This is a genomic window from Candidatus Thiosymbion oneisti (assembly GCF_004359955.1).
GTDB lineage: Bacteria > Pseudomonadota > Gammaproteobacteria > Chromatiales > Chromatiaceae > Thiosymbion > Thiosymbion oneisti.
In genome coordinates this window covers 84,083-108,944 of sequence record NZ_SMSC01000013.1, presented here as the reverse complement: position 1 = coordinate 108,944, position 24,862 = coordinate 84,083, and the positions used below count along the sequence as shown (strand labels likewise).

23 protein-coding genes and 2 pseudogenes are annotated in these 24,862 nt (G+C 60.1%); 12 read left to right on the top strand and 13 right to left on the bottom strand.

The window, feature by feature from the left end:
- Positions 1 to 75 precede the first annotated feature (75 nt).
- From E1958_RS09355 to E1958_RS09335, 5 genes and pseudogenes are all read left to right on the top strand, one after another.
- A pseudogene (locus E1958_RS09355) lies at positions 76 to 1,159 on the top strand (transposase).
- 319 nt (positions 1,160 to 1,478) lie between these two features.
- A complete protein-coding gene (locus E1958_RS09350; protein ID WP_166664626.1) occupies positions 1,479 to 1,841 on the top strand; it encodes a JAB domain-containing protein in 363 nt (120 codons plus the stop codon).
- 281 nt (positions 1,842 to 2,122) lie between these two features.
- On the top strand, positions 2,123 to 3,190 hold the full coding sequence (gene nadA, locus E1958_RS09345; RefSeq protein ID WP_133511642.1) for a quinolinate synthase NadA: 1,068 nt from the start codon (positions 2,123 to 2,125) through the stop codon (positions 3,188 to 3,190).
- Between the two features lie 672 nt (positions 3,191 to 3,862).
- Positions 3,863 to 4,432: a NapC/NirT family cytochrome c gene (locus E1958_RS09340; protein WP_133511641.1), complete on the top strand. Its 570-nt coding sequence runs from the start codon at positions 3,863 to 3,865 to the stop codon at positions 4,430 to 4,432.
- Positions 4,433 to 4,469: 37 nt separating this feature from the next.
- The gene (locus E1958_RS09335) at positions 4,470 to 5,414 is read left to right on the top strand and encodes an ankyrin repeat domain-containing protein (protein ID WP_133511640.1); all 945 of its coding nucleotides are present in this window, start codon (positions 4,470 to 4,472) and stop codon (positions 5,412 to 5,414) included.
- A gap of 378 nt (positions 5,415 to 5,792) precedes the next feature.
- On the opposite strand, the gene E1958_RS09330 is transcribed toward E1958_RS09335, so the two are convergent.
- From E1958_RS09330 to ccmA, 4 genes are all read right to left on the bottom strand, one after another.
- Positions 5,793 to 6,161, bottom strand: coding sequence for a hypothetical protein (locus E1958_RS09330; RefSeq protein WP_243725252.1), 369 nt, complete (start codon positions 6,159 to 6,161; stop codon positions 5,793 to 5,795).
- Positions 6,158 to 6,313: a hypothetical protein gene (locus E1958_RS21260; protein WP_243725251.1), complete on the bottom strand. Its 156-nt coding sequence runs from the start codon at positions 6,311 to 6,313 to the stop codon at positions 6,158 to 6,160. Before E1958_RS21260 ends, E1958_RS09330 begins: the two co-directional genes overlap by 4 nt.
- A gap of 351 nt (positions 6,314 to 6,664) precedes the next feature.
- Positions 6,665 to 7,336: a heme exporter protein CcmB gene (ccmB, locus tag E1958_RS09325; protein WP_133511639.1), complete on the bottom strand. Its 672-nt coding sequence runs from the start codon at positions 7,334 to 7,336 to the stop codon at positions 6,665 to 6,667.
- 369 nt (positions 7,337 to 7,705) lie between these two features.
- The gene (ccmA, locus tag E1958_RS09320) at positions 7,706 to 8,347 is read right to left on the bottom strand and encodes a cytochrome c biogenesis heme-transporting ATPase CcmA (protein ID WP_133511638.1); all 642 of its coding nucleotides are present in this window, start codon (positions 8,345 to 8,347) and stop codon (positions 7,706 to 7,708) included.
- A 555-nt stretch (positions 8,348 to 8,902) separates the two neighbouring features.
- Between ccmA and E1958_RS09315 the strand changes: the two genes are divergently transcribed.
- The 3 genes from E1958_RS09315 (at position 8,903) to rnc (ending at position 11,230) form a co-directional block, all read left to right on the top strand.
- Positions 8,903 to 9,496: a hypothetical protein gene (locus E1958_RS09315; RefSeq protein ID WP_133511637.1), complete on the top strand. Its 594-nt coding sequence runs from the start codon at positions 8,903 to 8,905 to the stop codon at positions 9,494 to 9,496.
- A gap of 36 nt (positions 9,497 to 9,532) precedes the next feature.
- The gene (lepB, locus tag E1958_RS09310; RefSeq protein WP_133511636.1) at positions 9,533 to 10,396 is read left to right on the top strand and encodes a signal peptidase I; all 864 of its coding nucleotides are present in this window, start codon (positions 9,533 to 9,535) and stop codon (positions 10,394 to 10,396) included.
- 147 nt (positions 10,397 to 10,543) lie between these two features.
- Positions 10,544 to 11,230 (top strand): ribonuclease III, encoded by a 687-nt coding sequence (gene rnc, locus E1958_RS09305; RefSeq protein ID WP_133511635.1) that lies wholly within the window; start codon positions 10,544 to 10,546, stop codon positions 11,228 to 11,230.
- Positions 11,231 to 11,813: 583 nt separating this feature from the next.
- Here the strand turns inward: rnc and E1958_RS09300 are convergent.
- From E1958_RS09300 to E1958_RS21255, 5 genes and pseudogenes are all read right to left on the bottom strand, one after another.
- On the bottom strand, positions 11,814 to 13,235 hold the full coding sequence (locus tag E1958_RS09300) for an ATP-binding protein (protein ID WP_133511634.1): 1,422 nt from the start codon (positions 13,233 to 13,235) through the stop codon (positions 11,814 to 11,816).
- 166 nt (positions 13,236 to 13,401) lie between these two features.
- The gene (locus E1958_RS09295) at positions 13,402 to 13,560 is read right to left on the bottom strand and encodes an N-6 DNA methylase (protein ID WP_133511633.1); all 159 of its coding nucleotides are present in this window, start codon (positions 13,558 to 13,560) and stop codon (positions 13,402 to 13,404) included.
- 130 nt (positions 13,561 to 13,690) lie between these two features.
- Positions 13,691 to 14,338, bottom strand: coding sequence for a gamma-butyrobetaine hydroxylase-like domain-containing protein (locus E1958_RS09290; protein WP_133511632.1), 648 nt, complete (start codon positions 14,336 to 14,338; stop codon positions 13,691 to 13,693).
- Between the two features lie 83 nt (positions 14,339 to 14,421).
- Positions 14,422 to 15,006 carry a peptide-methionine (R)-S-oxide reductase MsrB gene (gene msrB, locus E1958_RS09285; protein ID WP_165741908.1) on the bottom strand — a complete coding sequence of 195 codons (585 nt, stop codon included), beginning with the start codon at positions 15,004 to 15,006 and terminating at the stop codon, positions 14,422 to 14,424.
- A gap of 43 nt (positions 15,007 to 15,049) precedes the next feature.
- Positions 15,050 to 15,178: pseudogene (locus tag E1958_RS21255) on the bottom strand (SDR family NAD-dependent epimerase/dehydratase); the annotation flags it as partial.
- A gap of 328 nt (positions 15,179 to 15,506) precedes the next feature.
- Between E1958_RS21255 and rph the strand changes: the two are divergent.
- A complete protein-coding gene (gene rph, locus E1958_RS09275; protein WP_133511631.1) occupies positions 15,507 to 16,274 on the top strand; it encodes a ribonuclease PH in 768 nt (255 codons plus the stop codon).
- Positions 16,271 to 16,885, top strand: coding sequence for an RdgB/HAM1 family non-canonical purine NTP pyrophosphatase (gene rdgB, locus E1958_RS09270; protein ID WP_133511630.1), 615 nt, complete (start codon positions 16,271 to 16,273; stop codon positions 16,883 to 16,885). Before rph ends, rdgB begins: the two co-directional genes overlap by 4 nt.
- Positions 16,886 to 17,167: 282 nt before the next feature.
- Here the strand turns inward: rdgB and E1958_RS09265 are convergent, their stop codons facing one another.
- Positions 17,168 to 17,869 carry a YggS family pyridoxal phosphate-dependent enzyme gene (locus E1958_RS09265; RefSeq protein ID WP_133511629.1) on the bottom strand — a complete coding sequence of 234 codons (702 nt, stop codon included), beginning with the start codon at positions 17,867 to 17,869 and terminating at the stop codon, positions 17,168 to 17,170.
- 671 nt (positions 17,870 to 18,540) lie between these two features.
- Here E1958_RS09265 and E1958_RS09260 point away from each other — a divergent pair.
- Positions 18,541 to 18,900 carry a helix-turn-helix domain-containing protein gene (locus tag E1958_RS09260; RefSeq protein WP_089724019.1) on the top strand — a complete coding sequence of 120 codons (360 nt, stop codon included), beginning with the start codon at positions 18,541 to 18,543 and terminating at the stop codon, positions 18,898 to 18,900.
- Here the strand turns inward: E1958_RS09260 and E1958_RS09255 are convergent.
- The 3 genes from E1958_RS09255 to E1958_RS09245 all read right to left on the bottom strand — a co-directional run bounded on the left by E1958_RS09255 (position 18,851) and on the right by E1958_RS09245 (position 23,490).
- Entirely contained in the window at positions 18,851 to 19,252 is a 402-nt protein-coding gene (locus E1958_RS09255) for a hypothetical protein (protein ID WP_133511628.1), read from the bottom strand. The genes E1958_RS09260 and E1958_RS09255 overlap by 50 nt on opposite strands.
- Positions 19,253 to 19,394: 142 nt before the next feature.
- Complete coding sequence (locus E1958_RS09250; protein WP_133511627.1) at positions 19,395 to 22,262, bottom strand: CHAT domain-containing tetratricopeptide repeat protein; 2,868 nt, start codon at positions 22,260 to 22,262, stop codon at positions 19,395 to 19,397.
- A gap of 550 nt (positions 22,263 to 22,812) precedes the next feature.
- Positions 22,813 to 23,490: an IS1595 family transposase gene (locus E1958_RS09245; RefSeq protein WP_133510361.1), complete on the bottom strand. Its 678-nt coding sequence runs from the start codon at positions 23,488 to 23,490 to the stop codon at positions 22,813 to 22,815.
- A 207-nt stretch (positions 23,491 to 23,697) separates the two neighbouring features.
- Here E1958_RS09245 and E1958_RS09240 point away from each other — a divergent pair, with 207 nt between their 5' ends.
- Positions 23,698 to 24,852, top strand: a complete 1,155-nt coding sequence (locus tag E1958_RS09240; RefSeq protein WP_133511626.1) for a toll/interleukin-1 receptor domain-containing protein — start codon at positions 23,698 to 23,700, stop codon at positions 24,850 to 24,852.
- The last annotated feature ends 10 nt before the right edge of the window (positions 24,853 to 24,862 follow it).

Here is a 24,862-nt window from a genome sequence, read left to right as displayed (position 1 = left end):
AAAAGGACACCCATATTGTTTGATCTTCCCGTTGAGTTAGCATTCCTCTCAGCCCACTCAGTTAGGAGTCTTGCCATGACCGCGCCCCGCTCCACTCTTGTCTCGCTTGAGGACACTCCTTGGTATCACTGTGTATGTCGTTGTGTGCGGCGCGCCTTCTTGTGTGGTGAGGACCCGTTCTCAGGGTTGAATTTCGACCACCGACGTGGTTGGATTGTCGAGCGTATTCAGCAGCTTGCCACCCTGTTCGCCATTGATGTGGCCGCTTATGCGGTGATGAGTAACCACTATCACATCGCGGATCGACCGGGAACGGGCCTTAGACTGGTCGATAGAGGAGGTGCTGAGGCAGTGGACGGGGCTCTTCACTGGGCCGCTGTTGGTGACGCGGTATCTCTCTGAGTCACGGGGGTCGATGAGCCAGGCGGAAATTGCTAAGGTTGAAGAACTTGCCGAGATCTATCGGGGACGGTTGCACGATTTGTCCTGGTTCATGCGCACCCTCAACGAGCATATTGCCCGCCGTGCCAATGCGGAGGATGGGGTGAAGGGGCGGTTTTGGGAAGGTCGCTTCAAGAGCCAGGCGTTGCTTGACGAGAAGGCATTGTTAGCAGCGATGGCCTATGTGGATCTGAATCCGGTGCGGGCGGGGTTGGCCGAGACGCCGGAGACCTCGGACTACACCTCGATTCAGGAGCGCGTCGTTGGATTGCCGAAGGGAGTCGGGTCCGAAGCCGGCTTGCAGGAGACCGCAACTGTCGAAGGTCCTGACGTGACACTCGATGGGGAGCGGTTACGACCGGAAGCTGAGACGCGAGTCTTACCTCAGGCCCCGCTGATGCCCTTCGATGCCACGGCAAAAACCCCTTGGGCGGTACCCTTTGCCTTCGCGGATTACCTGGAGCTGGTCGATTGGACAGGCCGGGCGTTACGTGCGGATAAGCCTGGATACATCGAGGCGCGAGAGCCCAAGATCCTCGTCCGGCTGGGGATCGATGGGGAGCGGTTTATCAGTTCTGCTGAACGTCTTCTCAAGGCGTTCGGAACAGCGGTCGGGGCACCGGCATCGCTGGCGAATCTCTGCGCCCGGCGTCAGGCCAAGTACCTGCGTGGCATTCGGGCCGCACGAACGATGTTTGCGGCCAAACAGGCAGCGTGATGAGAAAAAAGTGATGGAAATCTTATCAACACTCGTTATGCTTATTGTTGTGAGTGTCCTCGCCTTTATGGCATATGATGCCACGCATCAAAAAGACTAAACGGGGACAGACACTGAGGTATCCCCACGAAATCTGCCCTCCGTGTCAGTCGGCAACGAGAGCATCATGCTCATTTACAACCCACTGATCGAGTAAAAGGGACCAAAGTAAAAAGCAGGGAAAAGGGGCTAGGCTCAATTAATCCAGCCCGTAGGTCGGGGGTAAGGAACGAACCCCAACCTACAAACGCCGTATCCGTCCAGGCCGATTCAGGTGATTATGGTCCATAACCATCCCGGTGGAAAGGTGACGCCTTCCTACGAAGATCAGGACCTCACCGACCATTTTATTCAGGCGGGAAAATTTCTCAAAGTTGAAGTGATCGATCATCTCATCATCAGCGACGAAACCTATTATAGCTTTGTCGATTCGGGGATCTTTAAGAAACTTCAGGCAAGCGAAAGATGGATTTTGCCTTATAAACTCAAGGAGAGATACAGGAATGAAGGCAAAAACGAAGGAATTCAACTTGGGGAGAAGAGAGTAAGGGAAATGGCAAAGGCAATGAAGCAAAAAGAGATCAGTATAGCGATCATTGCTGAAACATCAGGGCTTTCAATCGAGGAGATTAAAGGACTATAAGGTTAAAAAGATTCCGCTTAGCGCCGCATAATAAGGCGCTGGGTAATGGTAAATTCCTAAATGGTTAACGTGGAGTGGTTCATCATGCTTCATTGCTTGATTTGATCCCCTCACCCCGGTCTTCTCCCGGAGGGAGAGGGGGTATAGCTTGTGGCGTGCCCAACCCACTGCGAGTGGCGATGTTTCCGTTTAAACCTTAACCACTACCCAGATCCGGTGTGATTATATACCGAAAAAAACGTGTCTATGATCCGGCGGGACTTGACACCTAGACGACCACCATGGCCTCTATTTCCCCCGCACATCTGACCGATTACCCGGATGAGCCTGGAACCAAGCATCGCATCCAGGCCCCGGAATCCCCGCGGTGGCCGGTGCTGTCCGACGCCGAGAGGAACGCGCACAAAGCGCGGATCGCCCGATTGCTGACCGAACGGGATGCGGTCCTGGTAGCCCATTACTACACAGACGCCGATCTGCAGGAGCTGGCGGAGGAGACCGGCGGCTGTGTGGCTGATTCCCTGGAGATGGCCCGCTTCGGCAGCGAGAGTGCGGCCAGTACCCTGATGGTATGCGGCGTCCGTTTCATGGGCGAGACGGCCAAGATCCTCAACCCGGAGAAGCGGGTGCTCATGCCCGATCTGGCGGCCACCTGCTCTCTGGATGAGGGTTGCCCCGCGGATACCTTTGCCGCTTTCTGCGATCGCTACCCTGACCGCACGGTCGTCGTTTACGCCAACACCAGCGCCCGGGTGAAGGCGCGCTCGGACTGGGTAGTAACCTCCAGCATCGCACTGCCCGTGATCAGACACCTCCACGCGCAGGGAAAAAAGATCCTGTGGGCGCCGGACAAACATCTGGGACACTATGTGCAGCGGATGACCGGTGCCGACATGCTGCTATGGCAGGGGGCCTGTGTCGTCCACGAGGAATTCAAGGGCTTCGCCCTGGACCGGGTGCGGCGGCTGCATCCGGATGCCGCTATCCTGGTCCACCCCGAAGCCCCGGCAGACGTGATCGACCAGGCCGATGTGGTCGGTTCCACCGGGCAGCTCATCGATGCGGTGACCCGGTTGCCGAACCCGGCGTTCATCGTCGCCACTGACCAGGGGATCTTCTGGAAGATGCGCCAATTGGCACCGGAGAAGAAGCTGATCGCCGCCCCCACCGCCGGCGTAGGCGCCACCTGTGAGAGCTGCGCCCACTGTCCCTGGATGGCTATAAACGCCCTTCAAAACCTGGAGCAGGTCCTGCTCGCAGGCGATCAAGAGATCCACATCGACCCTGAAATTCAAGCCCGCGCACTGCAGCCGATCCGACGTATGCTCGGCTTCGCCCGTGGGCAATGACATTCTTTATCCGCAGATTTCACAGATTTCCACAGATGAAACGATCTGTGTAATCTGAGGATACCGGATATTTTTCCCATGCTCAATTTATAAATCCTAACTTTCTTTATCCAATCCACAGATTTCACAGATTTCCACAGATTAAGAACGAAACAATCTGCGAAAATCTGCGTAATCTGCGGATTAAAAAGATGCCTTCGCGGGCAACACCAAATAACGCCGAACAGTGCCGGGATCGAACAAGATCGATCCTGAATTATTTGGTGCGGTTTGGTGTACCGGACTTTCTTTATCCACGGATTACGCAGATTTCCCCAGATCAGATAACGCCAAATAATCCAGGACCGCCCCTGAAGTATCCCCACAAATCAGCCTCTGGCTCCCACGCTCCAGCGTGGGAGCAAATCCAGACGCTCCAGCGTCATGAAACCTTGGCCGCTGGAGCAGCCACAACGGCATTCCCACGCGGGAGCGTGGGAACGAGCCATGAGGGCATCGTGGCCGCTCATTAGGGACCGCCCTATCCTTGGCAAAATGCCCGCGATCGCTTAGGATCAAACTCATCACTGGAATCGAAAACCGAGGCACTATCGGCCGCCGCGGTAAAGTAGACGGAACCCTCCAGGCATTCGGGTCCCGGCGGCAAGCGTCGGCAGCGGAGGACACACGGTCATGTCTAAGGACCTTTCCCGTAAGCGAACCTTCGTCATCCTCGGCATCGTGTTCTTGGCCGGCATTGCCTTCGCCGGCCTGTTCAACAGCGGCCTCGCCTTCACCAACCAGGAGGAGTTCTGCACCGACTGCCACACCATGCAGATCCCCTTCAGAGAGCTTCAGGAGAGCGCCCACTACAAGAACGCCTCGGGCGTCGGGGCCACCTGTGCCAACTGCCATGTCCCGGAACCCTTCTTCCCCAAACTACTCGCCAAGCTCATCGCGGCCAAAGACGTCTATCACGAGCTCGTGGGGACCATCGACACCCCGGAGAAGTACGAGGCCCGCCGTTGGGAGATGGCGAGCCGAGTCTGGGCCAAGCTGAAGGCAACGGACTCCCGGGAGTGCCGTTCCTGTCACGACTTCCGTAGCATGGACCTCACGGAGCAAGATCGCAGCGCGCGCAGCAAGCACGGAAATGCCGAAGACAAAGGACAGACCTGTATCGATTGCCACAAGGGCGTTGCCCACGAGGAACCGGACGCACCCGAGACGATCGGGGATGCACCGGACTCGGACGCCACATGACCCCTCTCCCCGAGCCGACCGCACGAGGCGTTGCCCTATGAGAGCCAAACCCATCTCCCTCGTTTTATACCTGCTCACCCTCCTGATCGGCCCCCTGGCCTGGTCGCAGGACGCCGACCTGGACAAAGAGCTGCGGCTGGCCGCCGCCATCGGCGATGACGAAGCCGTCGAGAAACTCTTGGATGGCGGTGCCGACGTGAACGTGGCCAACAAGTTCAATAAGACCGCCCTCATGATGGCGGTCGAGAACGACAACCTGGACACGGTTGCCCTGCTCCTGGTCCGGGGTGCCAACGTCAACGCGCGCACGGTCGCCAACTGCACGGCGCTGACCTTCGCCGCCGAGAACGGCCACAGCGGCATCACCGCCCTCCTTATTGAGCGCGGCGCCAACCTGCATGACCGTACCCGCGCGGGCTGGGATGCCCTGACCATCGCCGCCCGCTATGGTTTTACGGACATCGTCGACCAGCTCCTGCATCGGGGAGCGAATCCCAAGACAGGGGACAAGGAGGGACGGACGGCAATGATGCACGCCGCGGAAAAAGGGCACCCCAAGGTCGTCGAGCAGCTACTCGCCGCCCACGCCGACCGGGAGGCCAAGGACAAAGAGGGGGCCACGGCGCTGATCATCGCCGCCGGAGAAGGACAGCGCGAAGTCGTCGCATCCCTCATCCGCCACGGCGCCGACATCAATGCAAAAGACAAGCTCGGTGCCACCGCCCTTATCTGGGCCGCCGGCCAAGGCCACGCGAAGATAACCGAACAACTCCTCGCCGACGGCGCCGACCCGAACCAGCAGGACACGGACGGAATCACCGCCCTGATGGAGGCCGTCACGACCGATCACAACGCGCTCATCGAAATCCTGATGACACACCATGCGGACCCGACCCTGAAAGACAATCAAGGCCGTACCGCTACGGATATCGCAAAACACAAAGACAACGACCAAGCCGTCGCCCTGTTGGCGAGGCACTGAGTGCTGCGCGTTTGAATGCGTGGATTGCTCGCTGGTCTCTATACCGCTTCTGCCGTACATCCCATGTTTTTTGTTCGCGTTGGACCAAGTAGCAACCGCGGAGAAACTCAATGCGATCACAGTGATCCCGGAACTCCTTGACTGCCTGAAATCAAAGGACACATTGTTCGCCACCGACGTCAAGGGCTATCGTCTTGTAGGTCGGGTTAGGCGCGCATTCATAACATTGAATTGTGTAAACGAATCCGAACGCGCCGTAACCCGACACTCCGCTATCGGGCTACGCTGCGTTAACCCGACCTAGCTGGCTTTTTCTCGTTCCCACGCGCCGCGTGGGAACGCGGAAGCTCCGCGCTGCGGAGAGCATCAGGTCTGGGTCTACCATTCCGTATACACGGGAATCAAACCCGCCCGGCCCGGATAATTCCGCGCACTGGAATAACGCCAATGTTCCGGCTGATCCCCATATCCGCGTTTGACCGGATTGTTGTGGATATACTCCAATTTCTCCACTAGCATTGCCTCGTTTTGAATCCACTGCGGATGCGATCCTTCTTCCCATAACTGATATTCACGATCCGTTTTATATCCTTTTTTGTAATAGGCCAGCTTTGCTAATAACTGCGTCGAGTTTCTGGCCCGCAGATAATCAATCACCTGCCGCGCTGTGTAAGATTTCCAGTTCTTCACTTGTTTTTCCAGATCCAGCGACTGAAGAATACAGTGCAGGTGGTTTTCCAAAATCACCGAACCCCTCGATTTTGTTGTCGGTAGGTGAAAGCTTCAAGCAGAATTTGTACCGTATCGGGGCGCGTGAACACCGGTAGCCATTCCAGCACGGTGAATGTCATGAAATGCGGCGCTTGCGGTTCGACAATAGGGTAGCGGCTACGGCTCATAACGTCTCCGAGACACTCCGCGGCGCGGAGCTTCCACGTTCCCACGCGGCGCGTGGGAACGAGAGATCTATTTGATTTTGAACCACAGAGAACACAGAGTTGGCCTACGCTCTTCTCTGTGTTCTCTGTGGTTTAAATCCGTAGACCGGCAGCTAACACCGCTGTTTTTGCGACACCCTCCCGCCGGGAGAGAGCCTGCGCCGAGCGCAGCGAGGGGGCTTGGGGAGAGGGGGTCAAAGGGCGAAGATCGGTGCCTTTTGCGACACCCTCCTGGGGCGGTGGGCAGGCGCTCACCGCATCCTACGCAGGCTGAAGTGCCGCCAACCGCCTCGGTGAGACATGCAGGCCGGACTACTCCAACGAGATCCGTAACGCCGCCGCTGCGGCCAAGGGTGAGAAGATCAGCGCCAGCAGCAGCAGGGCCCCGAGCAGCGAGAAATAGGGCAGGGCGTCCGCGCCATCAATGGCGCTCACCGTCACCGCTCCGGCACCGTACACCAGCACCGGGATATACAGAGGCAGGATCAGCAGTGACAGCAGGATCCCGCCGCCGCGCAGTCCCAAGGTCAGGGCCGCGCCGATGGCGCCGATCAGGCTGAGGATCGGCGTCCCCACCAGCAGGGACAGCATCATCGCGATGCGGGACGCCTCCGGCAGGTGGTACTGCAGCGCAATCAGCGGCGCGACCATGACCAGCGGCAGCCCGGTCAGCAACCAATGGGCCGCCACCTTAGCCAGCACCAAGATCGGCAGGGGCTGGGGTGTCAGCATCAGCTGCTCCAGGGTGCCGTCCTCATGGTCCGCCGCAAACAGCCGTTCCAGGGCCAGCATGGAGGCCAACAGGGCCGCTACCCAGACCACGCCCGGCCCCAGGATGCGCAGGGTCTGCCGCTCGGCGCCCACACCCAGGGGAAACAGGCTCACCACGATCACGAAGAAGAACAGGGTCGTCAGCAGATCCGTGCGCCGACGCAGGGCGAGCCGGAGGTCGCGCCCCAAGATGCAGAAGAACACCCGCCACATGCCACTACCAATTGGGTCCTGCCGTTAGCCCTAAAAGCCCTAAAACCGCCAACAAGTTGCTTCCAGCTTCCAGTCGCCAGCTTCCAGCGATGTAGCTTTTGGCCACGGAAGCGTTTGAACCGCAAAGGCGCAAAAGACGCAAAGAACCCATCGGTCGAGGTAAGGAGCGGACCCCAACGAGAGAGAAACGACGAATCACGCGGAGCCTCGCGGATCGATTCGCGTTGATTCGCGTGCTTCGTAGTGCTCTCTTCAGGGCGGCCACGGCGCGTAGGGTGTGGTGAGTGCTTGTCTGCATGCAGGGACGCACAGGTAGGCAGCCAGCCGCATCAAGTAGCCCGCAGGTCCTGATCGAGGTAGCGCGGACCATCAGGGTGAGCACCTATCCAAAGGTTCGTCCCCGAGGTCTAGTTGCTGCACCTGGCCCGAGGTGAGCGGAACCTCCTGATGTGTGGTCAGGATCACTATACCGCCGTCGGATACATGTCCCGCGATCAGCCGCAGCAGCAGGTCCACCGCATCGGTATCCAGGGTGGTAAAGGGCTCATCCAGGATCCACAGCGGCGCCTTACTTACCAGTAGCCGGGCCAGGGCAACCCGCCGCTTCTGGCCCTGGGAGAGCGCCATGGTGGGCAGGTCCTCGTAGCCCGCCAGGCCCATTTGTTCCAGCGCGGACCAGAGCCGCCCCTCGTCCACCGGATTGCCGTCCAGGATCGCTGCCACGCGTAGGTTCTCGATCCCGGTCAGGTCGCCCTTGATACCGTTCAGGTGTCCGCAGTAGAGCAGGTCCGCGTGGTAGTCCTCACCCAGGCGGCGGCTGTCCTTCCCCTGCCAGCGGATTTCCCCGACCTCCGGTACGAGCAGGTTGCACAAGGCACGCAGCAGCGTCGTCTTGCCGCTGCCGTTGCGTCCGCGCACGTGCAGCAGGGTCCCGGGTTCCAGCGCGAAGCTCACGCCGGAGAACAACCGGCGGTCTCCACGCCTGCACGCCAGATCGACAACCTTGAGCATGAATCGAGACGGATGATTGAGTAATGTGGAGCCTGACGTTCCGGTGCCTAACATTCCGGTGCCTAACATTCCGGTGCCTAACGTTTCGGTCAGGGGCCAAGCGGATCGGGAGACGGCCATCCGAGCATCGGAGCCCCGGTGAGATACGCGGGTTACAGTCCGGCAAGATAGCCTTTGCGGCGCTATTCCACAACCGCTTCCTAATCGCTGTCTGCGACCTGTGACTGCGATATCCTAATCTATATAGTATGATCGGGATCGCACTCGACGCGGGCGCGGAACCGGGGATGGGTTCTGCGCCATCGCTGATAACCGACTTCGTATCTATTTTTGCCGCGAATCAACGCAAATGGACGCAAATGATTAATTATATTCATTCTGATTTGCGTTTATTCGCGTTCGTTTGCGGCTGAACGTTTGGAGCGCCGGCATTTTGCCGGCACCCGTAGGGGCACCCCTTGTAAGTACCCGAGCGTAGGAGATGACCCCTGAACGGTGACCTGGTGCGATCACTATATCGTGCGCTGAGACCTAGTTGAATAAAGGAGAATCATCATGAAACATCTTCTCATCACCCTTCCCCTCATCTCTCTGTGTGGTTGTACGACGATGACTGATCTGTTGGTCGAGCAACCTCCAGGCGAATGCCCCGGTAATCCGGAATTGCCGGCCAAGCTCGCTGCTTCGTTTGAACCCGTTGAGGATAAGGCACTGCTGAGTGCTGCGCTCGGTGCGCCGAAGCAGGGCGGGTTATGTCAGGGTAAGGTCTACAAAAGCAAGGAGGACGTTGAGATTACACTCTATCGGGCCTGGAACAGCACGGACCTAAAGGGTCGCTTAGGCAAATGGTGGGCATTCGATCGCCCGGACGGGAAGATCAGCAAGTATCGTTCCGATTACGCGATCTGTTATGAGAGGTCGCCATTAGATAAGCTGACGCACTGCAATCTGAAAGCGGGTGCCAAACTGGTCATCGGTACGGGACAGAGTGCAAGGTGTTCCCAATACTTGACTTATCCACCGTCTGAGGCAAAGAAAGTCTACCTTGAAAACGCATCGGAATCGGTATCCGGTTGTCGGGATTATGATGCACGATTCAGTTGGGAGCCGCCCGTGAAAGACTTTCTGGCCCTGCCCAAGGTTCAATGAGTTCGCGGAGTCGTTTAAGCCACGGAGGCCAAGGCTATGAACTTCGATTTCCCCACTTTTTTGGTGTTGGCCTGTCTGATCACCGGAGGTGTCTGGCTTGCGGATGCGGCGCTGTTCGCGCCGCGGCGCAAGCGGGCGTTGGCGCCGGATACGGATGGTGCCGCGCCTGTCGAGGCCGATGTGCCGGCGACCGGTTACAAAGAGCCGGTCATCGTCGAGTATGCGCGCTCCTTCTTTCCGGTACTCCTCATCGTGTTGTTGCTGCGTTCCTTCCTCGTCGAGCCGTTCCGCATCCCGTCGGGCTCGATGATGCCGACCCTGCTGGTGGGTGATTTCATCCTGGTGAACAAGTTCGCCTACGGGCTGCGGTGGCCGGTTCTGAACCGCAAGTTCTTGCAAATCGGTGATCCCGAGCGGGGGGACGTGGCGGTCTTCCGCTTTCCCCAAGAGCCCTCTGTCGACTACATCAAGCGCATCGTCGGCGTGCCTGGGGATGAGATTCGATATCACGATAAGACCCTGTATGTAAACGGCGAGCCTGCTTCCCAAACGCCCGCCGGAGTCTACCTGGGCGTCGGCTCGGGGGCAAACATGACCGATACGGATCTGCGTCTCGAAGACCTCACCGGCCGCGAGCACCGGATCCTGGTCGATCCGAGCGTGCCGGATTATAAGTGCACTCCGTACTCCGAGCTGGCGGTCGGGAGGCGACTCAAGGTACCGAAGGGCAGCTACTTCGTGATGGGCGACAATCGGGACAACAGCAACGATAGCCGCTGCTGGGGTTTCGTTCCGGAAGAGAACCTGGTGGGCAAGGCCATTGCGATCTGGATGAATTGGGACACCCAACGCGACGGGTTTCCGGTGGATTGGGGTCGTCTCGGCAATCTCATCGAGTAATTCATTTATTCCTGTGGGCGCAAACAATCCCATTCGCGCAGATTCGCGTGATTCGTCGTTTGTACCTAACGCCGCCAAAGGCTTTGCCGTGGTCACGTTGAAGTCGTCAATGAATATCGTTTCCGGATTTTGTATCTAGGTGTACTCGTGAGAGAGGACCCCGAGCAGCTGGTACCTGGGCTCGGTTATGAATTCCGCGAGCACGGATTGCTCATGCGGGCCTTGACCCATCGCAGTGCCTCCGGAGAGAACAACGAGCGGTTGGAGTTTCTGGGCGATGCCCTGCTCGGATTTGTGATCGCCGAGGCCCTGTGGGAGCGCTTTCCGGATGCGGATGAGGGCAGGTTGAGCCGGTTGCGGGCCTCCCTGGTCAAACGGGAATCGCTCGCGGCGCTGGCGCGTGGCCTGGACCTCGGTGCTTACCTGCGGTTGGGGGCAGGGGAGCTGCGCTCCGGTGGTCATGCCCGGGAGTCGATCCTCGCCGATACCCTCGAGGCGATCTTTGCCGCGGTCTATCTGGATGCAGGCTTCGCGACGGCACGCGAGGTGATTCTCTCGGTGTTCGCAACGCCCCTCGCTCGCGTACAGGTCGCAGGTACCTCGAAGGATCCGAAGAGCCGTCTCCAGGAGTTGTTGCAGGCGCTCAAGCGACCCCTGCCCGAGTACCAAGTGCTGCAAATCACCGGCAGCGATCACATCCAGTGTTTCAAAGTGCGTTGTACCCTGGCCGATGGCGCTGAAAAGACGCAGGGAGAAGGCACCAGCCGGCGGCGTGCCGAGCAGCAGGCAGCGGAGCAAATGCTCGATCTGCTTGCGGCTGGGGTCGATGGCTGAGAGGCTGTCTAAATTCTGTACCCGGTGGGGCCAGGAGAAAGCTGCGCTGACTAATATAGGGAAAGGCTTTTTATGGATTCCAGACTGCCAACGATCATAGAAGGGTTCCCCCGGACGTTTTGGAGTGCGGCGGCCACTTCACCCCGCTGCTTACCGGAACCGACAGCGCGAGGCATAAGCCGGGGATCGGCCAAGCGGCACCATCCTGCCGCCGCTTTGGATTGGACCAGGCATCCGTCCCCAACAAAGGTGATGCGGCCAGGGGAAAGCGCCGTCGCCGCAGCGCGGGTGGAACCGAAGGGCCCGGATTCCCGGCCAATGCCGCTGGTATCCCCGTCGCTGAGGTTCGATGCAGCCGCGCCGCTTTGCCGGCGCACTCCAAAGCAGTCCGGAATCCATATTCTCTCCGCAGCGCGGAGCAACCAGGTTCCCACGCAGCGCGTGGGAACGAGAAAAACCACGCGCGACATGGGCGGTAATTATGGGGCCTGGCTGAAGTAGAGCGGGTAAGCCAGGGACGGCGCCACCCGCCGGAGGGGACTGGCGTCCGGCGGATGGCGCAAGCTTATCCGCCCTACGCGGCTCAATGCATCCGCCGCAGTACATTGCGGCCAATGGAGTAGCAATGCAGGCTGGTGGGTACGAACTGGAGTTCGATGCCGTCGACGCGCTTGCTACCTTGCCGTGTCCGAGTAGTGATGAGCGGCGGGTGGCTTAGCCGATTGGCGGCGGCAAAGGCCAATACCCCTTTGAGATCCACCGGGCGCTCGAAGAAGCGGTCGCTCCACTTCACCTCCACCACCCAGTCGGCCTTGCGTTGCCCCGGATCGAGGCCCACCAGGTCTACCTCCAGTCCCTTCTTCCAGCGGGCGAAATAGAGGTGCTCGATAAAGGCGGTGGCATGTATCCATTGGGCGTAGATGGCGGTTTCGGCCAGGGCGCCCACGGCCTCGTGGTCGGTGCTGACCGGGCCGTAGAGGGCGGCCCGCATGGAGGGGTTGGTGAGGTAGACCTTGAATCCCCGCGCGCGCTTGAATTGCTTTGCCGACTCATCCACCCGGCGGATGCGCTTGATCAGAAAGGCGGCTTCCAGGTATTCGAGGTAGCGGCCCAGCGTGTTGGCAACCACACCGGAGTTCTGTGAGAGCTTGCCGATCTCCACTTCCTGGGCGGTGTTGTAGGCCAGGGTGGCAAACAGGCTGTTGAGCTCCTGGATATCGCTGATACCGTAGAGGCTGGGCAGATCGCGCAGCAGCACCTTGTCGATGACGTCGCTCTTGATGAAGCGTGACGGATCTTCCTGCACCCGTTCGCTGAAAACCGCCTCGGGGTAGCCGCCATAATTGAGATAGTTGATGAACTCCCGGTTGATTGCGTCCATCGCCTCCCCGGAGACGGCACGGAAGCCCCTTTCGGAGTCGGGATCCGCCTCGACCAATCCCTCCTTGCCGATGAAGTGGATATATTCACCGAAAGTGAGCGGAGGCAACATGAAATCGGTAAAACGGCCCGCCCCCGACTCCTGGCTCTTCAGCCGTAGCGCGGCGGCGGAACCGGTGGCGATGAATCGATAGTTGGGGTAAGAATCAACCAACGATTTGAGATGGCGCTCCCACTCCTTCAGGTATTGGATTTCGTCGAAGAAGATATAACGGGTGGTGCCGGGTTCCAGCCTGTTTATCTCGGCCATCAGGTTGGTAAGCCATTCCAGCGAAAGGCCGGTATAAACCGGCGTGTCGAGCGCCAGGTACATCACCTGACTCGGCTCCACCCCTGCTTTCAACAGCCGTTCGATGGCGTGGTGAACCATCACCGTTTTCCCTACCCGGCGGGGTCCGAGCAGGATCACGGCCCGCTTTACACTCAGATCCGTTAGCAGATTGTAGAAAGAGGGAAGATAGTCGCGGGGCGGCAGGTTGGTAAATGGCGTTGCCTGTTCACCGTTCCACCAGGGATTATCGAAGCTCAGCCGTGATTCGACCTCTGTTTGCGATATATTTAGCATGGATTACCCGTCCTTGCACTCCCCATGCCCCAGTTTAGCTGTAAGCAAATAAAATAACATCAATCGACTGACGCTATTTTTCTTCCCTCTCTTTTTTTTAAATAAATCAATTTGTTAAGCAAGTTGAAAAAAGGTTCTGCCACAAAGCTGCGCCGATCCGTGGCGCTTAGGGAGCAGCGACCTGGCCTTTCAGAACCTCCTGATCGGCGGGGAAGACCAAGGTGGTGGTCAGCCTGACCAGGTTCCGCGGGGTGAAGTACTCACCTGCCGTGTCGTTGGCGCTCTCAGCGAAATGCAGGATCGGCTCCTCGAAGACCAGGCCCATCTGGTGGTCGGAGACGGCCTTTGGGTGGAGATCGCTTACTCAGTGTGTTTTTCGTTTATACGAGAGACAGGAAAGCCATCGTCGTTTCTGCCACAGATATGATGGAGAGTGAGCGAAAAAATGATGATCTTTACACCAGATCCGGGGTAGCCGGAGCAGTTGGCGAGGTGGGTATTATTCCTACCTCGTCCCCGTCATGAAGCCGGGAGAAGCCCTCGGCGAACTGTTTGTTCAGGGTAACTCGGACCCGTTCCCGGTCGAATAGGGGGGCCGCCCCTAGCTTGCGGCGGCCGAGCCAAACCAGGAGGGTGTCTAGGTCCACCACGCTCGGCGGAGCCACGAGCTCCTCGGTCTGTTTGCGCAGCTTTTGGGCCAACCAGTTGAAGTAAAGGAGCTTGACCCGCTTTGCTTCCTGCCGCGGTTCCTGCCGCTGGTATCCGATCTGCTCCAGCTCCTTTAGATAGGCTGCCCAGTTCCGTTCGTGATTCGCACCTAAGGCGTAGAGGGTGTCCCAGGCATAGATACCGGTGTCGTGACCGTCGTCGAAGAGGATCCGGACCCCATATTGCCCCTGGGGCTCGATCTGCTCGATATCCACCGCTTCCTTGCCGGTTACCGGTCGGTCCAGGGTCCGCACCTCGGCTGCCTTGGAGAAGACCCGGAGATACTCGTAGGGTAGCTCGAAGGCCACACCGTCATCGAAGGCGATGGACAGGAGCCGGGATTTGCGGTGGAGGCCGATATCCGTCGGGTGGTGTCTTGCGGGTTGGTCGGTCATCGGGGGCTGCGTCTGGTTGGTTCGCCTATGGGTTTGGGGTACGGTGTCGTGGCGGCTGCATCCTCAAGGTTTGGGATCGAATGCTATTCGTCCTCGAACAGGACGAGATAGTCACCGTAGCCCTCCTGCTCCAGGTCCGCGACGGGGATAAAGCGCAGGGCGGCCGAATTGATACAGTAGCGCAGGCCGGTCGGTGTGGGGCCATCTTCGAAGACATGTCCCAAGTGGGAATCCCCGTGGCGGGAACGGACCTCCGTGCGCATCATTCCCAGCTTGCGATCTTCCCACTCGACGATCAAGTCCGAATTCAGGGGCGAATGAAAGCTGGGCCAGCCGGTACCGGACTCGAATTTCTCCCGCGAGCTGAACAGGGGTTCGCCGGAGACGATGTCCACATAGATACCATCCTGCTGGTTGTCCCAGTATGGGTTACGGAAGGGCGGCTCGGTGCCTGCCTCCTGGGTCACAGTGTACTGCAGCGGCGTGAGCCGACGCTTGATCTCCTCCTTGGCGGGCCGTTGCCAAGGCTCGTTCTCGGCGGGTCTCTCATCGACCTGTCGGCCCTGCTCGGCGGCAATCGCCTGGGCCTTCGGACCTGACCCCAGGGACCATAGCATTCCTATGCCGACCAGCGGCAGGGTCGAGACGAATAGGGTGTGTAGGCTCATGGTTCTCCTCCATATTCACGTTGCCCCAGTAATCCTCAGTCTACGGGTATACGCTTGGATCACCATAGATCTCGCTGGGGCTGGCCTGGAGGATCCGCGCCCGTAACCGCTTCGCCAGACCGGGCATGTTAATCGCACCGTGCCCGCTTGTCTTGGTGGTTTGCATGGGATCCTGCCAGGGCGTGTTGACATTTAGAAGGTCCGCACAGCGGACCCTACAGTTAGGGTAGAGTCCGCTGTGCGGACCGCTTGTTGAAAATGCAGGATATGCTGAAACTCTGTACTAGTACAAGGCTTCACCTTATTTTTCATTCTCAAACCCGTAGGGTAGGCTGTGCCCACCAATACTGTGCTTGGATGGTGGGCACAGCCCACCCTACGGGATATATGCAAAGTATGCAGAAACGGCGTACCAGGGTGAGACGCAACGGATTTGACGAGGCGCGTTGGGGCGCAGAAGATGGTGGCCCCCGTTACGAAAATCCTACAGCGAGTGCTCGATGCGACCGTCTCTGCGCCGCGCGGACCAACTGCGCCCCCTTGCCTTCACCCGCGGTTTCACCCGTTACGCCGAGGGTTCCGTCCTGGCGGAATTCGGCGCTACCCGGGTGCTGTGCACGGCCAGTGTGGAGGAACGGGTACCCGGCTTTTTGAAGGGCCGCGGCAGCGGCTGGATCACCGCCGAATACGGCATGTTCCCGCGCGCCACCGGCGAGCGCACCGCGCGGGAGGCCGCCCGCGGGAGGCAGGGCGGCAGGACCTTGGAGATCCAACGCCTGATCGGCCGTTCCATGCGGGCCGCGGTGGACCTCCAGGTCTTAGGGGAACGCACCATCACCCTGGATTGCGATGTCATACAGGCCGACGGGGGGACCCGCACCGCCGCCATCAGCGGCGCCTGGATCGCCCTCCACGACGCGGTACATGGTCTGCTGGAGCAGGGGGTCCTGGACGGCGATCCGCTGATCGCCCAGATCGCCGCCGTCTCCGTCGGCATTTACCAGGGGGAGCCGGTGCTCGACCTGGACTATGCGGAGGACAGCAGTGCCGAGACGGATATGAATCTGGTCATGGACGAGCATGGGCGCTGGGTGGAGATTCAGGGCACGGCGGAGGGCAAGCCCTTCTCCCGCGTCGAACTGGAGACGATGCTGGATTATGCGCAAACCGGCATGCGGGAGCTCCTGGCGGCCCAGCGCACGGCCCTGGCCGAACCCCTGGCTGAATCGATACTCCCACCGGCGCGCAGTGGAAGGGTGGAGCCATGAGCGGAGCACACCGGGACGGCCCCATCGTCCTTGCCAGCAACAACCCCGGTAAGGTCCGGGAGATCAACGCGCTGCTTAAGGCAACTCGGATTCAGGTGGTGCCCCAGCGCGAATTCGGTGTGCCGGAGGTGGAGGAGACCGGCCTGACCTTTGTCGAGAATGCGCTCCTCAAGGCCCGCAGCGCGGCCCGCCACAGCGGCTTGGCGGCGATCGCCGACGACTCGGGGATCGAAGTCGACGCCCTGAACAGAGCGCCGGGCATCTACTCCGCACGCTTCGCCGGTGTGGGCGCATCCGACCAAGCGAATCTGGAACGGCTCCTCGAGGTGCTGCAGGATGTCCCCCAGGAGGCGCGTAGCGCCCGCTTCCAATGCCTGATGGTCTACCTGCGTCACGGTGAAGACCCCACCCCCCTGATCTGTCAGGGTACGTGGGAGGGGCGTATCCTGCCCGCCCCTCGGGGCGCAAACGGCTTCGGCTATGACCCCCTGTTCTATGTTCCGGGGGAGGATTGCAGCGCGGCGGAGCTGCCTGCCACTACCAAGAATCGGCTCAGCCACCGCGGCCAGGCATTGCGGGCACTGGTGCGCCACCTCGGGGGTGTGGATTGAGCCCGCGTAGGGCGGATAAGCTTGCGCCATCCGCCGTATGCCAGCTACCGCCGTCGCCCTGGTCTGACTCGACCTACAGGCTGCCATCCGGCGGGTGACGGCGCGCCCGCCGCTGCGGCAAGCGCGGGCGCACGCACCTGACCCGCCCTACGGGCTCACCACAATCTACCTCGCTGGGCCACCTGGTGTCGGGTGACGGCGCGCCAATCACCGCGGCCAATATAACTTCCCGGCAGGCGCGCCTTACCCGACCTACGCGGGCTTGTCCTGACCGATGCCGCCTTACCCAGCCTCGCGTGGTCCGAAGACGGCAGTTCCCACCCGCACCATGGTCGCCCCTTCGGCGATCGCCGCCTCCAGATCGGCGGACATGCCCATTGAGAGCACCGGGAGCGGCAGCGCGGGCGTCGCGATACGGTCCCGCAGCAGACGCAATGCTCGAAAGGGGCGGCGGCGGGCCTCCTCGTCCTCCACGGGCGCGGGCAGGGTCATGAGTCCAGCCAGTTTCAGTCGCGGCAGCCCCGCGCAGGCCGTGATGAAATCGGCAACCTGGGCCGGGGGCAGTCCGGCCTTGCCGGGCTCCAGGTCAAGGTTGACCTGAACACAGGCTGTCAGGGGGGGTAGGTGTGCCGGGCGTTGCTCGCTTAGGCGTCGGGCATGCTTGAGGTTGCACAGGCTGTGCACCCAGTCAAAACGCTCGGCGATTTGGCGCGTTTTATTGCCCTGGATGCGGCCGATGAAGTGCCATTGGACCCCCAGGGTCTCAAGCGCATCCATCTTTTCGGCCGCTTCCTGGGCGTAACTCTCGCCGAAGGCCGTCTGGCCGGCGGTGAAGGCGGCGCGGATCTTCGCCACCTCCTGCTTTTTACTCACGGCAAGCAAGGCCACGCTACCCGGCTTGCGCCCGAGGCGGTCTTCGGCGACACGGATTCGCTCCCGCACCGCAGCGAGGCGTGCCGGCACGCCCTGGATCAGTCGAACCATTTCTGCGCCCCGGATGGTTAGCTGAGGATGGTTAACCGAATCTAGTTTATCAGGTCAAGGGTATGTTCCCACGGGTGTTTTTTCCGTCCCCTCCCAAAAAAATTTATCCCCTTTAAAAGGCATGATTGCTTATTTAAGGTATTATTGATAAAATTATACTTAAAAACGTAATACGCTTCATCCGCCATTTCAGTCCGGCGTGTTGGGTTACGGCGCGTTCGGCTCCATCGCTGTGCTTCGGGATCGGACAGCGCGCCTAACCCAACCTACACTCAATGCGAGGTCCGCGCGGGCAGGCCGCGCGGGGGGTCATGTGGGTGTAGGTTGCGTTAAGACGCCGGCACTGACTTGGCAGACGATCAGCGCGCCTTGGTGCGTCGAACGCAACCCGTTAAACCCTGTTCCGACGCAGGAGGGATCTTTTCCCTCCCGACAACGCCGAATAATTCAGGATTGATCTTGTTCGATCCCGGCACTGTTCGGCGTTATTTGGTGTTGCCTGCGAAGACGTCTTTTTAATCCGCAGATCCGGCGCCTCCGCCTCCGCCAATGCCTTCCTGCTCCCGAAGCGCTGAATCGCCTCCGCCTTGGTCATGCCTACTACCCTCGAAATATGAATATATTCATAGTGAATATAGCATACGGACCGATTGCTCAAGTAGTTTTTGAGTATGAACACATTCGGCGATCGGGTTGCTAATGCAAGGGGACGGGTAAAGTTGAGACAGACCGAGCTCGCAGAGCGGGTCGGTGTAACGCCGGGCGCGATCAACAAGATCGAGTCCGGCGAAACCAAGGGGGCAAAGCCGAGTACGCTGGCGGCCTTGGCGCGCGCCCTGGGGGTCAGCATGGAGTGGTTGGCGACCGGTAAGGAAGGCTATGTCCTGGAGCCGCATGGTGACTATGCCGTGAGACAGATGAACCGCCTGTTGGCCGCCTGGGAGGGTCTGCCGCTCACGCTGCGGGTGCCCCTGTTGGCACTCATCGAATCCATGGCGGGGGTGGAGGATCCGGCCGTCGGATCGGATTGAGGAAAAACGACTGATCGAGATGGGTATCCCGCCGCTCGATGAGCCGTTCTCGGGCATCGGCCAGGAGTGTCAGACCGATCGGGCGGGTACGGTCGCGTGCCGCTTTGGCCCTGAAGCAGGCCTCGTAGCCGAGGGCATTGACCAGCCAGGGCTGACCGCCGGTCTGCTCGAAGACATAATCGATCACCCCGTCTTCGAACCTCTGCCCGGTCGCTTCGGTGTGTTGGGCGTAGAGAAGGGCAACATCCTCGCGGCTGAAGTCCCCTAAGCGCAGTGATTCGGATTTGATGTTGAAGGCGCTGCCGCCGAGGATGATCTGGTTGTCGCCGTTATGGATGCGGTAATCCCGCACATCCCGGACCCCGCAATAGCGCGGGGATATGATAGTGCTCGTCCGGTCTTACGGGGCCTGCGGTACAGAAGGTCTTCATCGATGCCCTCATACCTGTGCCGGGGCCGACCAGTCAATGCTTACTCTGAGCATGCGTCGGTCCTCAGGCCCCGGAGAAAGTGAAGGTGGCCCAGTAGTAGGGATGTGAGAAGGGGGTATCGCTTGCCTGCGCTGGTGCGAGGGCAACCGCCGCAGCGCCGCCTTTCTCGCGCAAGGCTGCGGCCGGGACGTCACGCAGCCAACGCTGCGCCGCGCGCAGTGCCGAGGCCGCCGGCAGCGGCTGGTTGCCGTCGTGGCCGAGCAGGTTTTGGTAGAAGCGCTCCAGCAACAGACCGGTCGACAGGTCAGCGACGGGCCACAGGGTGCCGATCACCGCCGGTGCTCCGGCCTGCAGGAGGCCGGCCGGCAGACCCAAATACTCGTCGGGGGAACGGCGGATGTTGGTAACACCGGTCTCACACCCGGAGAGGGTAACCAGCCGGGAGGCACTGAGATCCAGCTCGGCGATGAGCTTGGAGAGGGTGAATCTTTGTCCCGCGGCCAATGTCAGACCGGACTGCATCGGGTCCCACCAATCGTAGGACCCGTGGCAGGCAAGGTGGAGGTAGTGGCAGCCGGGTGTGGCCTGCATGACGGCCTCGACCGTGGCTGCATCCCCTTCCAACCGCTGGAAGTCGGAAAAGCGCGCCGTTATTGCCTTGCCTTCGGCCGGGGCGAACCGGAGGTCCTGGGTCGGGTTGACGACGGCGAGCAGCCTCTGGCCTTGGCGCCTTGCTTCCTGCAGGCGCCGGCGACCGACGGATAAGGCATAGCCGCTGGGCAGGTAGTGGATGGCCCAATCGTCGAGAAAGTAGCGCCTGTGCCCATCGAGGATGCGCCAGGCGGCATGCACCGGCAGCAGGCCCAGACCACCCTGGGGCATAAAGAGAATGGGGGCACCTTGCTGGAGGCCCTGGCGTTGCAGCCGCTCATGGACCGGCCCCAGTACCCCGTCCCACAATTCCCGTCCCACCGTCTCGATCCGGTCGAGCCACGCTTGTCTGACCGAGGGACTATCCGGGGAGATGCGGTACTTATTGTAGGCGCCGAGCCAACCGGCCGGTTGCGGCTCGTCCGGTGGCCCTTGCAGCAAGGTGTGCAAATCGGCAGCGGTGAAGCCTTCCAACTCGACGAGGTGCCCCTGAGTCACCGTCGCTGTCCCCTGGGGGACCACGAACACTGCGCTACCTCGGGAGGTAAAGAGCGGTACGACTAAGGCGCCCCCCGCGGGGATCAGATCCAGCAGCCCGCCCAGATCGAGGCCGGTCGGTATGAATTCGGGCCGCGCGGCGTGGATGGTCTCGATCAGGTAGTCGAGCTCGGCCCGCGCCTGGGGTAGGGCCTCCGCCAGCTCGCGGTCGCTACGGCGGGCGGGGGTATCCGGGGCCAGGTGCATTTCCGCCTCGAGGTCATGCACGGCCTCCCGTGCCGACTCTATGGCCTGCCGATCGGCCGCGGGCAGCGCTGCCAGCTCGACCTCGCTCAAGGCCAGGGTCTCCCGCAGGAGATGGGTCTTGCCCTGCTCCAGGCGCAACAGGCCCGCCGCCGGTCGCCCCAGGCGAAGCGCGCAATAGGCGACATCGATATAGGCCTGGATGCGGCTGCCCGCCTCACCGCGGTGGCTGGTCTCGGGATGGGTCTGTAACCGCAGGTCCGCCTCCGCCTCGAGCGCCGCGGTATAGGCAGTCTCCGCCGCCGCCCAGTCCCCCTGACCGAAGTACAGATCGCCGAGATCCCGTTGCGTTCGTCTGTGCTCGGCGGGGAACCCGGCCTGGGTATGGACCTCGAGCGCCTGCCCGAAGTGGTGAATCGCCCGCTCGAGATTCTCGCCGCGCTGGCCGTGGATGCGATCCGCATAGGCCTGCGCCAGATCGTGCTGGGTCAGCGCCCACTGCTCGGGCAAATCGGCCCGGGTATAGACTTCAAGCGCCTGTCCGAAGTGGCGGATGGCCTGCTCGAGATTCTCGGCGCGCTCGCCACGGATACGCAGCAGGTAGGCGCTCGCCAGATCGTGTTGGGTCAGCGCCCAATCCTGGGGCGAATCGGCCTGGGTATGGACCTCCAGCGCCTGCCCGAAGTGGTGAAGCGCCCGTTCGATATTCTCGGCGCGCTCGCTGCGGATGCGCATCAAATAGGCACTCGCCAAGTCGTGCTGGGTCGTCGCCCACTCCTTGGGCAAGGCGGTGCGGGTGCGCACCTTGAGCGCCTGCTCGAAGTGCTGAATCGCCCGCTCGAGATTCTCGGCGCGCTCGCCGTGGATACGGTCCGCGTAGGCGTTCGCCAGCTGGTGTTGGGTCATGGCCCACTGCTCGGGCAGATCGGTGCGGGTGCGTATCTCGAGGGCTTGCTTAAAATGGTGAATCGCCTGCTCCATATTCTCGGCCCGCTCGCCGTGGATGCGATTCGCATAGGCGTGCGCCAGGTTGTGGCGGGTCATCGCCCACTGTCCGGGTAAGGCGCTGCGGGTAATGACCTGGAGGGCCTGCCGGTAGTGGTGGATGGCCCGGTCGATATTCTCGGCGCGCACCCCCTGGATGCGGTCCGCGTAGGCGTTCGCCAGATTATTCTGGATCCCCGCCCACTGCTCGGGGAACTGGGTGCGGGTCCGTATCTCGAGGGCCTGATTAAAGTGGTGAATCGCCTGCTCGATATTCTCGGCCCGCTCGCCTTGTGGATTCTGAGCCAGGCTACTCCCAAGCATGCCCTGCAGCGCCGCCCACAGATCCGGGGCCGGCCCGCGATCGGTCAGGTTCAGCGCCTGCCGGCACAACCGGACCCGGCGGGGCATGTCACTCGGTTGGCCGGGGCTGTTGACCTCCCGGAGAATCGTCCGCAGGTCGGTGGCCAGTATGGTGTCCTCCTCATACCCGGGGATTTGTTCGCGGTCCGATTGCCCGGATCTTTTCCCTAACCAACGTGTGAGGATGCCCATATTTGATGTTTCCTCTGCTTGGGTCCGGTATGGGCAGACACCCAAGGATGTCGCCCTACGCTATAGAGACCGTGAATCTTCGGATCGGTGGTGGAATCGGGGGTAAGGATTGTCCAACCCGATCGCTGGAGTCGAGGATAACACCCCGCTCTAACCTATGCGTCCTTTGCTCCGGGAATGGTTCATTCTGCACCGGAATAGGCAGGAGGGAAACCGGATCTCGGACGCCTGTCAGCACTGTTATGTCGAGACTTGAGCCCGACGCGTTGGTTGCGATCCGTGTGGACCTGACATTTAGTCATTAAGGTCTTATTGGAAGCAAAAACGAGGACTGGTATCCTGCAGTCTGCGCGATGACGTTGGCAATATCGCGGCCATTTACGGTGGATTCCAAGAGGCTGTCTAAAAAGGGCCATAGGCCAAAGTAGACGGTAGGCTGGGTTGAGGAACGAAACCCAGCGTTTACGGACAAGTGTGGTTTGCTTAAGTTTAGTCCCTTGACCCAGCTACCGCTTTGAAATCAATATGTTAGTTTTGGGTCTAGATAACTTTAGAGTTGATTTTCTCTCAGTAGAGTTAGTATTCTATCATAGAGGTTTTCCTCTCGGTGATTAAATCTGAATTCACATTCTTTGAGGTGAAAATAGAACGTTTCTTTGGGAACACCATTGAACTTAGCAAGCCTTCGTTTGGCATACGACCAGAATGATTCAATGCCATTGATATGGCAATTCCCGCGGGCAAATTCGTTCTTACCGTGATGGACGCGAAGATGCTTTTCGTACCCCACGTCGACGAGCCCGTTATAGCCTCTCCAACCGTCCGAGTGGATGATGCTGTCCAGGGATGCCTTGCCCCGGATCGCAGCCTGTAGCTGCTTCTTGGAGGCATCAGGGACGATTTCCGTGTAGACTTTCCCCTGGCGTTCCAGTAACCCAAAAACAATCGTTTTACCGGATGCTCCGCGACCTCTTTTGCCGCGAACACGTCGCGCGCCGAAATAAGATTCATCGACTTCAATTTCGCCGGACAAGGGCGATGAATCTTCACAAACCTGGGCCATCCTGATTCGTAGCTTTAAAAGTATCTTGTTTATCGTCGGGCGGCTTATATCACTCAGATCGGCGATTTTCGAGGCCGGTAAATCGTGCACGAAATAACGTATAATCGCCCTGAATTTAGCTTCCGAAATGTGTGAACGCCTGAAATACTTGTTTTTTCCTTTCATAACATAACCTTAGCATACATTTGAAGATGCTAAAGTTATCTAGACCCTAGTTTTTAGACAGCCTCTAAGCTCGCGTCACGGAAAGTGGTCGGCTTACTCGCTTGGACCGGCAGGTGGTGTTCCAATCTTGTTGTTTTCGAATCAACAACAGAAGGTAACGCCACTGTCCAGGGTGGATGTTCATCGTTACAAGTAGCCGCGTATCTGATGGATAACCGAATCATCAAGCTCGTCACCGCAGGCGACGGGAATCACATGGCGGACGTGATTGCAGCCACCCTGGAGCAAATACCTACACTAACGTTGGATCGAGATCTTACGAGCCTGCCGGATGAGCACTCAACCGCCGTGCTGGTCTTCTTGCTGACGGAAAGGGCCCTCGATGATCCCAAGATCCGTGCTTTCGCCCGCCGGGCCGAGCCCAGCGGCTTCCCGGTCCTACCGGTCGTCCCGGAGCACCGGGCCTTCGATTTCCGCAGCCTGACCGGAGACCTCACTTACCTCGGACGTCTCAATGCCGTCGGTTGGGACCAGGGCGACCAACCGGGCGAGTTGGTGTTCACGGCGATCCGGCGGCATCTGGGACTGGAGCCGTTTCGGCGCGACTGTCGGCTCTTTATCTCCTATCGGCGCAGTGACGGCAGCGCCGTAGCCCAAGCGATTCACCGGTATTTCCGAAGGCTTGGCTATGACGCCTTCCTCGATACCGAAGACGAGGCCATCGAGCCCGGTGAAGCGGTCCAATCCTGTATCGCACAGGCGATTCCGGATCGCGATTTCTTGCTCCTGATCGACTCTCCGGACGCCGCGGATTCCGAATGGGTGAGAAAAGAGGTGACGATCGCCCTGGAGAATCGGGTCGCGCTTTTCAGCGTGCGGATCGGTGGCACCAATGGTTTTCCCCAGGTCCGGGGGTTGGCGGGTATTGAATGGCACGATGACGAGGATTCCAACCTCCGCACGCTGGAACGCTACATCGCTTCGACACTTGCCGCGCGCCGGTCCTTCGACCGCCGTCTGAAGCAGACGCTCGCCAAGCTCGAACTCATGGTTCCACTGCAGATCGAGGACCAGGGGAAACGCCGGTTGCTGCTACGCATCGGTGAGGCCCCGCGCGCCGTCCATTGTCTGCTGGAGTTCGAGGATGCTAACTATGATCTAATGCGACTCTATCGCCTCTCGCGCGGCTGCGCTACTCTGGGGGGCCAGATCGATCACGGTGTGCTCGTCCATCGCGGCCGCCCGCTCTCCGATGAAGAGTGCGCAGCGGTGGATTGGGCGCGGGGGACCGAACCGCTGCAAATCCTGGCGTTGGACCAAGTCGCGAGTCACCTGGCGAACTTAGTCCAGCCGGTTACCTGACAACCAAGCC